Annotated in this window: 13 protein-coding genes; 1 reads left to right on the top strand and 12 read right to left on the bottom strand. The window is 70.1% G+C overall.

The features are described 5' to 3' along the window. Positions 1 to 158 precede the first annotated feature (158 nt). The 12 genes from coaBC to pyrR all read right to left on the bottom strand — a co-directional run bounded on the left by coaBC (position 159) and on the right by pyrR (position 13,116). A complete protein-coding gene (coaBC, locus tag ABZ887_RS35810; protein ID WP_361298998.1) occupies positions 159 to 1,364 on the bottom strand; it encodes a bifunctional phosphopantothenoylcysteine decarboxylase/phosphopantothenate--cysteine ligase CoaBC in 1,206 nt (401 codons plus the stop codon). Between the two features lie 115 nt (positions 1,365 to 1,479). Further along, positions 1,480 to 1,752, bottom strand: coding sequence for a DNA-directed RNA polymerase subunit omega (gene rpoZ, locus ABZ887_RS35805; protein WP_005319902.1), 273 nt, complete (start codon positions 1,750 to 1,752; stop codon positions 1,480 to 1,482). A 51-nt stretch (positions 1,753 to 1,803) separates the two neighbouring features. Then, complete coding sequence (gene gmk / locus ABZ887_RS35800; protein ID WP_361298995.1) at positions 1,804 to 2,397, bottom strand: guanylate kinase; 594 nt, start codon at positions 2,395 to 2,397, stop codon at positions 1,804 to 1,806. 60 nt (positions 2,398 to 2,457) lie between these two features. Beyond that, positions 2,458 to 2,781, bottom strand: a complete 324-nt coding sequence (locus tag ABZ887_RS35795) for an integration host factor (protein WP_003977346.1) — start codon at positions 2,779 to 2,781, stop codon at positions 2,458 to 2,460. A gap of 267 nt (positions 2,782 to 3,048) precedes the next feature. Next, on the bottom strand, positions 3,049 to 3,894 hold the full coding sequence (gene pyrF / locus ABZ887_RS35790; RefSeq protein WP_361298992.1) for an orotidine-5'-phosphate decarboxylase: 846 nt from the start codon (positions 3,892 to 3,894) through the stop codon (positions 3,049 to 3,051). Next, positions 3,891 to 4,997: a quinone-dependent dihydroorotate dehydrogenase gene (locus ABZ887_RS35785; RefSeq protein WP_361298989.1), complete on the bottom strand. Its 1,107-nt coding sequence runs from the start codon at positions 4,995 to 4,997 to the stop codon at positions 3,891 to 3,893. Before ABZ887_RS35785 ends, pyrF begins: the two co-directional genes overlap by 4 nt. A 146-nt stretch (positions 4,998 to 5,143) precedes the next feature. Beyond that, on the bottom strand, positions 5,144 to 8,455 hold the full coding sequence (gene carB, locus ABZ887_RS35780) for a carbamoyl-phosphate synthase large subunit (RefSeq protein ID WP_361298986.1): 3,312 nt from the start codon (positions 8,453 to 8,455) through the stop codon (positions 5,144 to 5,146). Beyond that, a complete protein-coding gene (carA, locus tag ABZ887_RS35775; RefSeq protein ID WP_361298983.1) occupies positions 8,448 to 9,605 on the bottom strand; it encodes a glutamine-hydrolyzing carbamoyl-phosphate synthase small subunit in 1,158 nt (385 codons plus the stop codon). The genes carB and carA overlap by 8 nt, the downstream gene beginning before the upstream one ends. After that, a complete protein-coding gene (locus tag ABZ887_RS35770) occupies positions 9,602 to 10,171 on the bottom strand; it encodes a hypothetical protein (RefSeq protein ID WP_361298980.1) in 570 nt (189 codons plus the stop codon). Before ABZ887_RS35770 ends, carA begins: the two co-directional genes overlap by 4 nt. Further along, a complete protein-coding gene (locus tag ABZ887_RS35765; RefSeq protein WP_361298977.1) occupies positions 10,168 to 11,454 on the bottom strand; it encodes a dihydroorotase in 1,287 nt (428 codons plus the stop codon). The genes ABZ887_RS35770 and ABZ887_RS35765 overlap by 4 nt, the downstream gene beginning before the upstream one ends. Before the next feature lie 5 nt (positions 11,455 to 11,459). Next, positions 11,460 to 12,440 (bottom strand): aspartate carbamoyltransferase catalytic subunit, encoded by a 981-nt coding sequence (locus ABZ887_RS35760; protein WP_361298974.1) that lies wholly within the window; start codon positions 12,438 to 12,440, stop codon positions 11,460 to 11,462. A gap of 85 nt (positions 12,441 to 12,525) precedes the next feature. Beyond that, a complete protein-coding gene (gene pyrR, locus ABZ887_RS35755; RefSeq protein WP_361298971.1) occupies positions 12,526 to 13,116 on the bottom strand; it encodes a bifunctional pyr operon transcriptional regulator/uracil phosphoribosyltransferase PyrR in 591 nt (196 codons plus the stop codon). A gap of 253 nt (positions 13,117 to 13,369) precedes the next feature. Here pyrR and bldD point away from each other — a divergent pair, with 253 nt between their 5' ends. After that, positions 13,370 to 13,873, top strand: a complete 504-nt coding sequence (gene bldD, locus ABZ887_RS35750) for a transcriptional regulator BldD (protein ID WP_014671524.1) — start codon at positions 13,370 to 13,372, stop codon at positions 13,871 to 13,873. Positions 13,874 to 13,942: the final 69 nt, after the last annotated feature.

Below are 13,942 nucleotides of genomic sequence, written 5' to 3'. Positions count from 1 at the left end.
AGTTTATCGGTCGCACTCCGCCGCCGGCCCACCTGTCTCGACACTCGGGAGTGCTGTGACCTGCGGCACGGGCATTCTGCCCAATGGTCGGCGGCCTTGGCCAGAGTCACTGCACCGTAATGTCACACCCGGGAAAGTTGACATATGGCTGAAATAAGTCAACCCAAACGGGTCGCCACCAGATCCCACACGGTGTCGGCGAGAGCCTCCTTCGGCCCGTGCGGCACGGGCGTCTCACTGCCGTCGGCGCCGAGCACCACGGCCTCGTTCTCCTCGGAGCCGAAGGTCTTGCGCTCGCCCACCTCGTTCACCACGAGCAGGTCGCAGCCCTTGCGTGCGAGCTTGGTCCGGCCGTTGGCGAGGACGTCGTCGGTCTCGGCGGCGAAGCCGACGATCACCTGTCCGGTCCGCGCCCGGTCGGCCGAGATCTCCGCGAGGATGTCCGGATTCCGCACCAGGACGATCGGTTCGGGATCCTGGCCGTCCTTCTTCTTGATCTTCCCGGCCGCGTAGACCGCGGGGCGGAAGTCGGCCACGGCGGCAGCCATCACCACGGCGTCGGCGTCGGCGGCCGCCTTGAGCACCGCCTCGCGCAGCTGTACGGCCGTACCGACCGGGACGACGTCCACACCGGTCGGGTCCGGCAGCCCTGTGGTGTTCGCGGCGACCAGCGTCACCCTGGCCCCCCGGGCGGCGGCCGTGCGGGCGAGGGCGTAGCCCTGCTTGCCGGAGGAGCGGTTACCGAGGAAGCGGACGGGGTCGAGGGGCTCCCGGGTGCCGCCGGCGGAGACGACGACGTGCCGGCCGGCCAGGTCGGGCTCCGCCACTCCTCTCGCGAGGACGCGACGGCAGACCTCGAAGATCTCCCCCGGGTCGGGCAGCCGGCCCTTGCCGGTGTCGACGCCGGTGAGGCGGCCGACCGCCGGTTCGACCACGACGGCGCCGCGGCGGCGCAGCGTGGCCACGTTCTCCTGGGTGGCCGGGTGCTCCCACATCTCGGTGTGCATCGCGGGGGCGAAGACGACCGGGCAGCGGGCCGTGAGGAGGGTGTTGGTGAGCAGGTCGTCGGCGAGGCCGTGAGCGGCCTTGGCGAGCATGTCGGCGGTGGCGGGGGCGACGACGACCAGGTCGGCGTGCTGGCCGATGCGGACGTGCGGGACCTCCTCGACGTGGTCCCAGACCTCGGTGGAGACGGGGTTGCCGGAGAGGGCGGACCAGGTGGCGGCGCCGACGAAGTGCAGCGCGGAGGCGGTGGGCACGACCCGGACGTCATGGCCCGACTCGGTGAACCTTCTCAGCAGCTCACAGGCCTTGTAGGCGGCGATGCCGCCACTGACCCCCAGCACGACCCTCGGCTTGTCCACGTCACTCCCCGCACTTGGCTCCCGCACCGGCTCCGGCGCACGTCTCCATCACACACCACAGGCCCGGCAGTCGGGCTGCCGGGCCTGTGGATAAGTCAACTGCAATACGAAAGTACTACTGCGCCGGGCCTTCGATGGCCTCGGAGGTCAGCAGACCCGCGTTGATCTCGCGCAGGGCGATGGAGAGCGGCTTCTCGTGGACGTGGGTGTCGACGAGCGGACCGACGTACTCGAGGAGGCCCTCGCCGAGCTGCGAGTAGTACGCGTTGATCTGGCGGGCACGCTTGGCCGCGTAGATCACGAGGCTGTACTTCGAGTCGGTGGCCTCGAGGAGCTCGTCGATCGGAGGGTTGATGATGCCCTCGGGCGCGGTGATGGAAGAGGACACGCTCTGCCTTCCGATGGATGGGAAAGATTCAGTCTGAATGATCAGCAACGATCACACAACGTCCATCAAGGCTAGCAGCTCGCGCGCCACGTCCTCGACGGAGGTGTTGACCAGTGTCTCGTCGAACTCCGGCTCGGCCGCGAGCTCGATCTTGGCCGCGTCCAGCCGGCGCTCGATCACCTCGGGCGCCTCGGTGCCGCGTCCGGTGAGTCTGCGCACCAGCTCCTCCCAGGAGGGCGGAGCCAGGAACACCAGCCGGCCGTCCGGCATGGTCTCGCGGACCTGCCGGGCGCCCTGGAGGTCGATCTCCAGGAGGACCGGCACACCGGACTCGAGGTGTTCGAGGACCGCGGCACGCGGGGTGCCGTAGCGGTTGCCGGCGAATTCGGCCCACTCCAGGAGCTCGCCGTTGGCGATCAGCTTGTCCATCTCCTCGTCGGAGACGAAGAAGTAGTGGACTCCGTGCTTCTCGCCCGGGCGGGGCCTGCGGGTGGTCGCCGACACCGAGAGCCAGACCTCGGGGTGTTCCTTGCGCATATGGGCGACGACCGTGCTCTTGCCGACCCCGGAGGGGCCGGAGAGCACGGTCAGCCGCGGACGTACGTCCGGGGGCTCGGGGGTCGTCCCCCGGAATGTTGCAGCCATGCAGCGATTATTCCAGCAATCGCGAGCCGCCCGGGACGGCTGTCCCGGACGGCCCGGTGATCAGGAGCCGGTGCTGCCGAACTCGCGCTCCAGGGAGGCGATCTGGTTGGACCCGAGGCCACGCACGCGGCGGCTCTCGGAGATCCCGAGTCGCTCCATGATCTGCTTGGCGCGGACCTTGCCCACGCCCGGCAGGGACTCGAGCAGGGCGGAGACCTTCATCTTGCCGATGACGTCGTTTTCCTGGCCCTGCTTGATGACCTCGTGAAGAGAGGCGCCGGAGTGCTTCAGTCGATTCTTGACCTCGGCCCGCTCCCGGCGAGCCGCGGCGGCCTTTTCGAGCGCGGCTGCGCGCTGTTCAGGGGTAAGGGGCGGAAGAGCCACGCCTACGTCACCTCGGATGTCGAACTGTCGGATACGGACCGGTGAGGAACCTAGTCGCCCCACACCTGGGGAGCCACGAGCAACACGCTTGCCCGTTGACTCTGCTCGGAGACTAGCGGGCAAGTCCGCCGGAGTCAGCGAGAACAGCGGAAAAGTCCTGGTCAGCCTCCGCCAGGCCAGACATTTCAGACATACTGCCCAGGATTTGAGGATGTATTCACGTTCGGGCAGGCGCCGAAGCGCCCGCCGCGGCACTCCTCCGAGTCCTCACCGACCTGCGACGACATCCCGGATCTCACCCGCGAACCGCTCCGCGGCCGCCCGCAGGGCCCCGACGTCGGGACCGTGACGCAAAACACCTCGGCTCACGTTTGGAACCACGTTGCGCACCGCCGCCCCGAAGACTGCGGGAAGGTCGGCCGCCGTCGCCCCCTGCGCACCGACGCCCGGCGCGAGGAGCGGACCGTTGATGTCGAGGTCGTACGAGGACAGGTCGCCGACCGTGGCACCGACGACGGCGCCGAAGGATCCCAGCGGCTCCTCCCCCGCGTTCTCGGCGGCCAGGTGGGCCAGCACGGTGGCGCCGACCGTACGACCGTCGGCGCGCACCGCGTGCTGCACCTCGGGGCCCTCCGGGTTGGAGGTGAGCGCCAGCACGAACAGGCCGGCCCCACTCTCCCTGGCCAGCGCGACGGCCGGGCTGAGCGAGCCGTAGCCGAGGTACGGCGAGACGGTCAGCGCGTCCGAGAACAGCGGGGCGTCCTTGTGCAGGTAGGCCTCCGCGTACCCGGCCATGGTCGAGCCGATGTCGCCGCGCTTGGCGTCCATCACGACCAGCGTCCCGGCCGCCCGCGCCTCCTGCACCACCCGCTCCAGCACAGCGATTCCGCGCGAGCCGAACCGCTCGAAGAAGGCGCTCTGCGGCTTCATCACGGCGACCCGGTCGGCCACCGCCTCGACGACGGTACGGCTGAACCGCTCCAGCCCCGCGACGTCGTCGTTCAGCCCCCACTCGGAGAGCAGCGAGGCATGCGGGTCGATACCGACGCACAGCGGACCGCGCTCGTCCATCACACCGCGCAGCCGCGCGCCGAAGGGCTCCAACGGGCTCATACGGTCTTCCTCACATCGGCGCCGACGGCGTCGGCGAGAGTGGCGTACGGGCTGGTGCGCAGGCGCACCGCGAGGCCCTTGTGGACGGCACGGCCCCAGAAGGGGCCCTCGTAGATGAAGGCGCTGTAGCCCTGGACCAGCGTGGCACCGGCCAGGATGCGCTGCCAGGCGTCCTCGGCGTTCTCGATGCCGCCGACGCCCACCAGGGTGATCCGGTCGCCCACGCGCGCGTACAGCCGCCGCAGCACCTCCAGGGAGCGCGCCTTGAGCGGCGCCCCGGAGAGCCCGCCGGTCTCCTTCACCAGGGCGGGATCGGAGCGCAGCCCCAACCCCTCCCGCGCGACGGTGGTGTTGGTGGCGATGATCCCGTCCAGCCCCAGCTCCACGGCCAGGTCGGCGACGGCGTCGACGTCCTCGTCGGCGAGGTCGGGCGCGATCTTCACCAGCAGCGGCACCCGGCGGTTCGCCGCCACGCGGTCGGCGGCCTCGCGCACGGCCGTCAGCAGTGGCCGGAGGTGATCGACGGCCTGCAGGTTGCGCAGCCCGGGCGTGTTCGGCGACGACACGTTCACGACCAGGTAGTCGGCGTACGGCGCGAGCCGCTCGGCGGACTTCACGTAGTCGCCGACGGCCTCGGCCTCCGGTACGGCCTTGGTCTTGCCGATGTTGACGCCGACGACGGTCCTGAAGACGGCCTCACGGGTGGCGAGCCGCGCGGCGACGGCCAGCGAACCGTCGTTGTTGAAGCCCATGCGGTTGATGAGCGCCCGGTCCGCGACCAGCCGGAACAGCCGCTTCTTCGGATTGCCCGGCTGCGCCTCTCCGGTCACGGTCCCGATCTCGACGTGGTCGAACCCGAGCATCGACATCCCGTCGATCGCGACGGCGTTCTTGTCGAACCCCGCGGCCAGCCCGAACGGCCCGTGCATCCGCAGCCCGAACGCCTCGGTACGCAGCTCCTTGTAGCGGGGAGCGAGGGCGGCCGCGACGAACGTGCGCAGCACGGGGATGCGGACAGCGAGCCGGATCCACCGAAAGGCCAGGTGGTGGGCGGCTTCGGGGTCCATCCGCCGGAAGACGAGCTGGAAGAAGATCTTGTACATCGACTGTCCTCATACGGAAGGGGGACGCCGTCTCCGGAGTCCCCCCTCAGTGGAGCGCCCCAAAGGGGCGCGGGGCTGTATCAATTTGCGGCTCCGCCGCGTGGGCGCGACCAGCCACAACCGGCCCGCAGCCTCACTACGACCTTTTAATCCCGCGCCGCAGTCAACCTCTCCGCATGCTCCTGCAGCGACCGCACCCCCACGTCCCCGTGGTTCAGCGCGTCGATCCCCTGCACGGCCGCCGCCAGCGCCTGCACGGTCGTCAGACACGGCACCGACCGCGCCACCGCGGCCGTCCGGATCTCGTACCCGTCCAGGCGACCCCCGGTGCCGTACGGCGTGTTGACGATGAGGTCCACCTCGCCGTCGTGGACGAGCTGCACGATCGTCTTCTCACCGTTGGGGCCGACACCCTCCGACTGCTTGCGCACGACGGTCGCGTTGATGCCGTTGCGCTTGAGGACCTCGGCCGTGCCGGAGGTGGCCAGCAGTTCGAAGCCGTGCGCGACCAGCTCACGCGCCGGGAAGATCATCGACCGCTTGTCGCGGTTGGCGACGGAGATGAACGCGCGGCCCTTGGTGGGCAGCGGCCCGTACGCCCCGGCCTGCGACTTGGCGTACGCCGTGCCGAAGACGGAGTCGATGCCCATGACCTCGCCCGTGGAGCGCATCTCCGGGCCGAGGACGGTGTCCACGCCGCGTCCGTGGATGTCCCGGAACCGCGACCACGGCATGACCGCCTCCTTCACGGAGATCGGCGCGTCGAAGGGCAGCTCGCCGCCGTCACCGCGGGCCGGCAGCAGCCCCTCGGCGCGCAGCTCGGCGACGGTCGCGCCCAGCGAGATCCGGGCGGCGGCCTTGGCCAGCGGCACCGCGGTCGCCTTCGAGGTGAAGGGGACCGTACGGGACGCGCGCGGGTTGGCCTCCAGCACGTAGAGGATGTCCCCGGCCATCGCGAACTGGATGTTGATCAGGCCGCGGACGCCGACACCCTTCGCGATGGCCTCCGTGGAGGCCCGCAGCCGCTTGATGTCGAATCCGCCCAGCGTGATCGGGGGCAGCGCGCAGGCCGAGTCGCCGGAGTGGATGCCGGCTTCCTCGATGTGCTCCATGACGCCGCCGAGGTACAGCTCCTCGCCGTCGTACAGCGCGTCGACGTCGATCTCGATCGCGTCGTCCAGGAACCGGTCGACGAGCACCGGCCGGGAGGGGCTGATCTCGGTCGACTCGGCGATGTAGGTGGCGAGGCGGGTCTCGTCGTAGACGATCTCCATGCCGCGGCCGCCGAGCACGTACGACGGCCGGACGAGCACCGGGTAGCCGATCTCGTCGGCGATGGCCTTGGCCTCGGCGAAGGTGGTCGCCGTGCCGTGCTTGGGCGCCGGCAGGCCCGCCTCGGCCAGGACCCGCCCGAAGGCGCCCCGGTCCTCGGCCGCGTGGATGGCTTCCGGCGAGGTGCCGACGATCGGCACGCCGTTGTCCTTCAGCGCCTGCGACAGGCCCAGCGGGGTCTGGCCGCCCAGCTGCACTATCACACCGGCGACCGGACCGGCCTGCTGCTCGGCGTGCACGATCTCCAGCACGTCCTCCAGCGTCAGCGGCTCGAAGTAGAGCCGGTCGGAGGTGTCGTAGTCGGTGGAGACGGTCTCCGGGTTGCAGTTGACCATCACCGTCTCGTAGCCCGCGTCGCTCAGCGCGAAGGACGCGTGCACGCACGAGTAGTCGAACTCGATGCCCTGGCCGATGCGGTTGGGACCGGAGCCCAGGATGATGACGGCCGGCTTCTCGCGCGGCGCGACCTCGGTCTCCTCGTCGTAGGAGGAGTAGAAGTACGGCGTCTTCGCGGCGAACTCGGCGGCGCAGGTGTCGACCGTCTTGTAGATCGGGCGCACGCCCAGCGCGTGCCGGACCTCGCGGACGACGTCCTCGCGCAGGCCGCGGATCTCGGCGATCTGCTGGTCGGAGAAGCCGTGCCGCTTGGCGTCCGCGATCAGCTCGGCGCTCAGCTCCGGCGCCTCGGCCAGCTCGTCGGCGATCTCCTTGATCAGGAAGAGCTGGTCGACGAACCACGGGTCGATCTTCGTGTACTCGAAGACCTCCTCGGGCGTGGCACCCGCGCGGATGGCCTGCATGACGGTGTTGATCCGGCCGTCGGTGGGCCGTACCGCCTCGCGCAGCAGGGTCTCCCTGTCGCCGGGCTCGCCGACGAAGGTGAACTGGCTGCCCTTCTTCTCCAGCGAGCGCAGCGCCTTCTGGAAGGCCTCGGGGAAGTTGCGGCCGATGGCCATCGCCTCGCCGACCGACTTCATGGTGGTGGTCAGCGTGGAGTCGGCGGACGGGAACTTCTCGAACGCGAAGCGCGGGGCCTTGACGACCACGTAGTCGAGCGTGGGCTCGAAGGAGGCCGGGGTCTCCTGCGTGATGTCGTTGGGGATTTCATCGAGGGTGTAGCCGACGGCCAGCTTGGCAGCGATCTTCGCGATCGGGAAGCCGGTCGCCTTGGAGGCGAGTGCCGAGGAACGCGACACGCGCGGGTTCATCTCGATGACGATGACCCGGCCGTCCTCGGGGTTGACCGCGAACTGGATGTTGCAGCCGCCCGTGTCGACGCCGACCTCGCGGATCACGGCGATGCCGATGTCGCGGAGGATCTGGTACTCGCGGTCGGTCAGCGTCATCGCGGGCGCCACCGTGATCGAGTCGCCGGTGTGCACGCCCATGGGGTCGAAGTTCTCGATGGAGCAGACGACCACGACGTTGTCGTGCTTGTCGCGCATCAGCTCCAGCTCGTACTCCTTCCAGCCGAGGATGGACTCCTCCAGGAGCACCTCGGTGGTCGGGGAGAGCGTGAGGCCCTGGCCGGCGATCCGGCGCAGCTCCTCCTCGTCGTGGGCGAAGCCGGAACCGGCGCCGCCCATGGTGAAGGAGGGGCGGACGACGACCGGGTAGCCGCCGCCGAGCTCCTCGACGCCCGAGATCACCTCGTCCATGGTGTGGCAGATGACGGAGCGGGCCGACTCGCCGTGGCCGATCTTGCGGCGGACCTCCTCCACGACCTCCTTGAAGAGGTCGCGGTCCTCGCCCTTGTTGATGGCCTGGACGTTGGCGCCGATCAGCTCGACGCCGTACTTGGCGAGGACACCGTTCTCGTCCAGCGAGATGGCCGTGTTGAGGGCTGTCTGACCACCCAGGGTCGGCAGGAGCGCGTCCGGGCGCTCCTTGGCGATGATCTTCTCGACGAACTCGGGCGTGATCGGCTCGACATAGGTCGCGTCGGCGATCTCCGGGTCGGTCATGATCGTCGCCGGGTTGGAGTTGACGAGGATGACGCGGAGGCCCTCGGCGCGCAGGACGCGGCAGGCCTGGGTGCCGGAGTAGTCGAACTCGGCGGCCTGGCCGATGACGATCGGGCCGGAGCCGATGACCAGGACGGACTGGATATCGGTGCGCTTAGGCACGCTGGCCCTCCATCAGGACGGTACTCATCAAAGACGTGAAGCGGTCGAACAGGTAGGCGGCGTCGTGCGGGCCGGCTGCCGCTTCGGGGTGGTACTGGACGGAGAAAGCCGGCTGGTCGAGCAGCTGCAGCCCCTCCACGACGCCGTCGTTCAGGCAGACGTGCGAGACCTCGACGCGGCCGAACCTCGTCTCGCTGACCTTGTCGAGCGGCGCGTCCACGGCGAAGCCGTGGTTGTGGGCGGTGACCTCGACCTTGCCGGTCGTACGGTCCTGGACCGGCTGGTTGATACCCCGGTGCCCGTACTTCAGCTTGTAGGTGCCGAAGCCGAGCGCGCGGCCGAGGATCTGGTTGCCGAAGCAGATGCCGAAGAGCGGGGTCTTCCGGGCCAGGACGGCGGTCATCAGGGCCACCGGGCCGTCGGCCGTGGCCGGGTCGCCGGGGCCGTTGGAGAAGAACACGCCGTCCGGGGAGACGGCATAGATGTCGTCCTCGGTGGCGGTGGCGGGCAGTACGTGCACCTCGATGCCGCGCTCGGCCATGCGCTGCGGGGTCATGCCCTTGATGCCGAGGTCGACGGCGGCGACGGTGAACCGCTTCTCGCCGACCGCAGGGACGACGTACGCCTCCTTGGTCGCGACCTCCTCGTACAGGCTCGCGCCCTTCATGTGCGGCTGGGCCTGCACGCGCGCGAGGAGCTCGGCGTCGGTGGTGATCGCCTCGCCGGAGAAGACGCCGGCCCGCATCGAGCCGCGCTCGCGCAGGTGGCGGGTGAGGGCGCGGGTGTCGATCCCGGAGATGCCGACCACGCCCTGCGCCACCAGTACCGCGTCCAGCGAACGCTTGGCGCGCCAGTTGGAGGGCACGCGCGCGGGGTCGCGCACGACGTAGCCGGAGACCCAGATGCGGCTGGACTCGTCGTCCTCGTCGTTCCACCCCGTGTTGCCGATCTGCGGGGCGGTGGCCACCACGATCTGGCGGTCGTACGAGGGGTCGGTGAGGGTCTCCTGGTAGCCGGTCATGCCGGTGGAGAACACGGCCTCGCCGAAGGTCTCCCCCACGGCCCCGTAGGCGCGGCCGCGGAAGATCCGGCCGTCCTCCAGGACGAGTACGGCGGGAACCTTGCTGGCTCCCCTTGTGGAGGTCGTCATCGTTCGGCGCCTTCCGTGCTGGGTGTCTTGATCATGGAGTTGATGGCGTGGACCCACTCGGTGTGCTCGGCCGCGTGGTCCGAGCGGAAACCGGAGTCGATCAGCTTGTCGCCGTGCGCCCAGGTCACCACGAGGAGTCCGCCCTCGGTGAGGACCTTGCCCGCGATGCCCTTGCCGAGCAGGGCCTCGCGGAGCGCGTCGGCGGGGATGAAGAAGTCGGTCGCCCCGGGGCGTACGACGTCCAGGCCCGCGTCGGTCAGGGTGAGCTCGGCCCGGCTGCGGGAGCCGAGGCCGCGCGCCACGATGCGGTCCAGCCACTGCCCGGCGGTGGTGGAGCCGTGGTAGCGGCCGCTCATCGTCAGTCTGGCCTCGCCGGGGTCGTCCGGCGCGGTGGGCAGCTCCGGGAGGTCGCCCTGGAGGGTGCCGCGCCACTTCCAGCCCTCGCGCATCAGCCAGTAGACGAGCGCGACGAACAGGGCGAGGCCGACCAGCCAGCCGATGCGGGCGGACCAGTCGGTGACCGCGGCCGACTTCTTCTCGTCGGCCAGCAGGATCAGAGGTGTCACGTCAGCTTCCCGTCCACGAGCGTCGCCTTGCCCCGCAGCCACGTGTGGGTGACACGGCCCGGCAGCTCGCGTCCCTCGTACGGGGTGTTGCGGCTGCGCGAGGCGAAGCCCGCGGGGTCCACCTCGCCACGGTATTCCGTGTCGACGAGGACGAGGTTGGCGGGCTCACCTGCCGAGACGGGACGGCCGTGACCGGCGGCCTGTCCGATCCGCGCGGGCTTGACGGACATCCGGTCCGCGACACCCGCCCAGGTCAGCAGGCCCGTGTCCACCATGGTCTCCTGGACCACCGACAACGCGGTCTCCAGGCCCACCATCCCCATGGCGGCCGCGGCCCACTCGCAGTCCTTGTCCTCGTGCGGGTGCGGGGCGTGGTCGGTGGCGACGATGTCGATCGTGCCGTCGGCCAGCGCCTCACGGAGGGCCATGACGTCGCGCTCGGTGCGCAGCGGCGGGTTGACCTTGTAGACCGGGTTGTACGACCGCACCAGCTCGTCGGTGAGGAGCAGGTGGTGCGGGGTGACCTCGGCGGTGACGTCGATGCCCCGGGACTTGGCCCAGCGCACGATCTCGACGGACCCGGCGGTGGACAGGTGGCAGATGTGGACGCGGGAGCCGACGTGCTCGGCGAGGAGCACGTCCCGCGCGATGATCGACTCCTCGGCCACCGCCGGCCAGCCGCCCAGCCCCAGCTCGGCCGATACGACGCCCTCGTTCATCTGGGCGCCCTCGGTCAGCCGCGGCTCCTGGGCGTGCTGGGCGACGACCCCGCCGAAGGCCTTCACGTACTCCAGGGCCCGGCGCATGATCACGGCGTCGTCGACGCACTTGCCGTCGTCGGAGAAGACGGTGACCCCGGCAGCGGACTCGTGCATGGCGCCCAGCTCGGCGAGCTTCCTGCCCTCCAGGCCGACGGTGACGGCGCCGATCGGCTGGACGTCGCAGTAGCCGTGCTCCTGGCCGAGCCGGTAGACCTGCTCGACGACACCGGCGGTGTCGGCGACCGGGAAGGTGTTGGCCATGGCGAACACGGCCGTGTAGCCGCCGCTCGCCGCCGCGCGGGTGCCGGTGAGGACGGTCTCGGAGTCCTCGCGGCCGGGCTCGCGCAGGTGCGTGTGCAGGTCGACGAGGCCGGGCAACAGCACCTTTCCGGCAGCCTCGACGACGTCCGCGCCCTCTGCGGACAGCCCGGAGCCGACCGCCTCGACGACCTCGCCGTCGATCAGTACGTCCTGCGGCTCACCGCCGAGCACCTTCGCACCACGGATAAGGATCTTGCTCATGGGTCTTACTTCTCCTCGGTGGTGCGGGCGTGGCTGACGGCGGGTTCGTTGCCGCCGAGCAGGAGGTACAGAACCGCCATCCGGATGGAGACTCCGTTTGCGACCTGCTCGACTACGGTGCAGCGCTCCGAGTCGGCCACCTCGGCGGTGATCTCCATGCCGCGGACCATCGGGCCGGGGTGCATCACGATGGCGTGCTCGGGCATCTTCGCCATGCGCTCGCCGTCGAGGCCGTAGCGCCGCGAGTACTCGCGCTCGGTCGGGAAGAAGGCGGCGTTCATGCGCTCGCGCTGCACGCGGAGCATCATCACGGCGTCGGACTTGGGCAGGACGGCGTCGAGGTCGTACGACACCTCGCACGGCCACCGCTCGACCCCGACCGGCACCAGGGTGGGCGGGGCGACCAGGGTGACCTCGGCGCCGAGGGTGTGCAGCAGGTCCACGTTGGAGCGGGCGACGCGGCTGTGCAGGACGTCGCCGACGATCGTGATGCGCCTGCCGGCCAGGTCCTGCCCTATCCCGGCGTCCCGGCCGACCAGGCGGCGGCGCATGGTGAAGGCGTCCAGGAGGGCCTGGGTGGGGTGCTGGTGGGTGCCGTCGCCGGCGTTGATGACGGCGGCGTCGATCCAGCCGGAGTTGGCGAGGCGGTAGGGCGCTCCGGAGGCGCCGTGCCGGATGACGACGGCGTCGACGCCCATCGCCTCCAGGGTCTGGGCGGTGTCCTTCAGGGACTCGCCCTTGGAGACGCTGGACCCCTTGGCGGTGAAGTTGATGACGTCGGCGGAGAGGCGCTTCTCTGCGGCCTCGAAGGAGATCCGGGTCCGGGTCGAGTCCTCGAAGAAGAGGTTGACGACGGTGCGGCCGCGCAGGGTCGGCAGCTTCTTGATCGGCCGGTCGGCGACCCGGGCCATCTCCTCGGCGGTGTCGAGGATCAGGACGGCGTCGTCGCGGGTGAGATCGGCGGCCGAGATGAGATGACGCTGCATCTGTCAGGCTCCGTAAGGCAGTTCACATATCGGGAGATTGCGGGCAGGCCGGGGCGCGCCGGACCGGCGCGGGCCCCTCGGTCCGCTACTGGGCCGGCTTCGCGCCGAGCAGCACGGTGTCGCGACCGTCCTCCTCGGCGAGCAGGACCTTGACCGTCTCCCGCAACGACGTGGGGAGGTTCTTGCCGACGTAGTCGGCGCGGATGGGCAGTTCGCGGTGGCCGCGGTCGACGAGGACGGCGAGCTGGACCGCGCGGGGGCGCCCGATGTCGTTCAGGGCGTCGAGGGCTGCGCGGATGGTGCGGCCGGAGAAGAGCACGTCGTCGACGAGGACCACCAGTCTGCCGTCGATGCCGTCACCGGGGATCTCGGTGCGGGCCAGCGCCCGCGGCGGGTGCATGCGCAGGTCGTCGCGGTACATGGTGATGTCGAGCGAACCGACGGGCGTCTTGCGGTCGGTGATCTCCTCCAGCTTGGCCGCGAGCCGCTGGGCGAGGAAGACGCCGCGGGTCGGGATGCCGAGGAGCACCACGTCGTCGGCGCCCTTGGCGCGCTCGACGATCTCGTGGGCGATGCGGGTCAGCACCCGCGCGATGTCCGGGCCCTCGAGAACGGGCCGGGCGTCGGAAGCCTGCACCGCGGTGTCGGGCTTTTCCTGCTGGTTCTGCTTGTCCATACGAAACGGACCCCCTTCTCCGCCTCACGGGACGGACTTTAAAGGACGTCGGATTTGCGCCATCCACGGTAGCAGGTGGCGGAGAGGCCCCTGATCACCCCCCTGGCGTAATCGGTCATCGCTACCACGGAAGAGTCGGTGCGGACCATTCGGCTTGACGCAGCAGAGTAACGCTGCGTAACCTCACAGTGAGTTACCAGCCGCGCGGCAGGAACCAAGGCCGGCCGCGTCGACACAGTGTCCGGGGAGCCATATGTCCAGCGAATACGCCAAACAGCTCGGGGCCAAGCTCCGGGCCATCCGCACCCAGCAGGGCCTTTCCCTCCACGGTGTCGAGGAGAAGTCCCAGGGGCGCTGGAAGGCCGTGGTGGTCGGTTCGTACGAGCGCGGCGACCGTGCCGTGACCGTACAGCGCCTTGCAGAGTTGGCGGATTTCTACGGGGTTCCGGTGCAGGAGCTGCTGCCCGGCACGACCCCCGGCGGTGCCGCCGAGCCCCCGCCGAAGCTGGTCCTCGACCTGGAGCGGCTGGCCACCGTGCCGGCCGAGAAGGCGGGCCCGCTCCAGCGCTACGCGGCGACGATCCAGTCCCAGCGCGGTGACTACAACGGCAAGGTGCTGTCGATCCGCCAGGACGACCTGCGCACACTGGCCGTCATCTACGACCAGTCCCCCTCGGTCCTCACCGAGCAGCTGATCAGCTGGGGCGTCCTGGACGCGGACGCCCGCCGCGCGGTGGCCACCCACGAAGAGGCCTGACCCTTACAACGACTGAGCAGAAACGTGCCGCCGGGGGGGGGGGGGGAAGTGAGGTGTGGGCCCCCCCGC

This window comes from Streptomyces sp. NPDC047061 (genome assembly GCF_040643955.1).
In the GTDB taxonomy this organism is placed as follows: domain Bacteria; phylum Actinomycetota; class Actinomycetes; order Streptomycetales; family Streptomycetaceae; genus Streptomyces.
Note: the sequence above shows the minus strand (reverse complement) of the source record. Positions and strands in the feature narration are given on the sequence as shown.

What these genes read in the sequence shown, in the direction of transcription:
- ABZ887_RS35785 (WP_361298989.1), bottom strand. Translation starts at nt 4,997, where the DNA reads ATGTACAAGATCTTCTTCCAGCTCGTCTTCCGGCGGATGGACCCCGAA.
- pyrR (WP_361298971.1), bottom strand. Translation starts at nt 13,116, where the DNA reads ATGGACAAGCAGAACCAGCAGGAAAAGCCCGACACCGCGGTGCAGGCT.
- gmk (WP_361298995.1), bottom strand. Translation starts at nt 2,397, where the DNA reads ATGGCTGCAACATTCCGGGGGACGACCCCCGAGCCCCCGGACGTACGT.
- pyrF (WP_361298992.1), bottom strand. Translation starts at nt 3,894, where the DNA reads ATGAGCCCGTTGGAGCCCTTCGGCGCGCGGCTGCGCGGTGTGATGGAC.
- ABZ887_RS35760 (WP_361298974.1), bottom strand. Translation starts at nt 12,440, where the DNA reads ATGCAGCGTCATCTCATCTCGGCCGCCGATCTCACCCGCGACGACGCC.
- carA (WP_361298983.1), bottom strand. Translation starts at nt 9,605, where the DNA reads ATGACGACCTCCACAAGGGGAGCCAGCAAGGTTCCCGCCGTACTCGTC.
- ABZ887_RS35765 (WP_361298977.1), bottom strand. Translation starts at nt 11,454, where the DNA reads ATGAGCAAGATCCTTATCCGTGGTGCGAAGGTGCTCGGCGGTGAGCCG.
- bldD (WP_014671524.1), top strand. Translation starts at nt 13,370, where the DNA reads ATGTCCAGCGAATACGCCAAACAGCTCGGGGCCAAGCTCCGGGCCATC.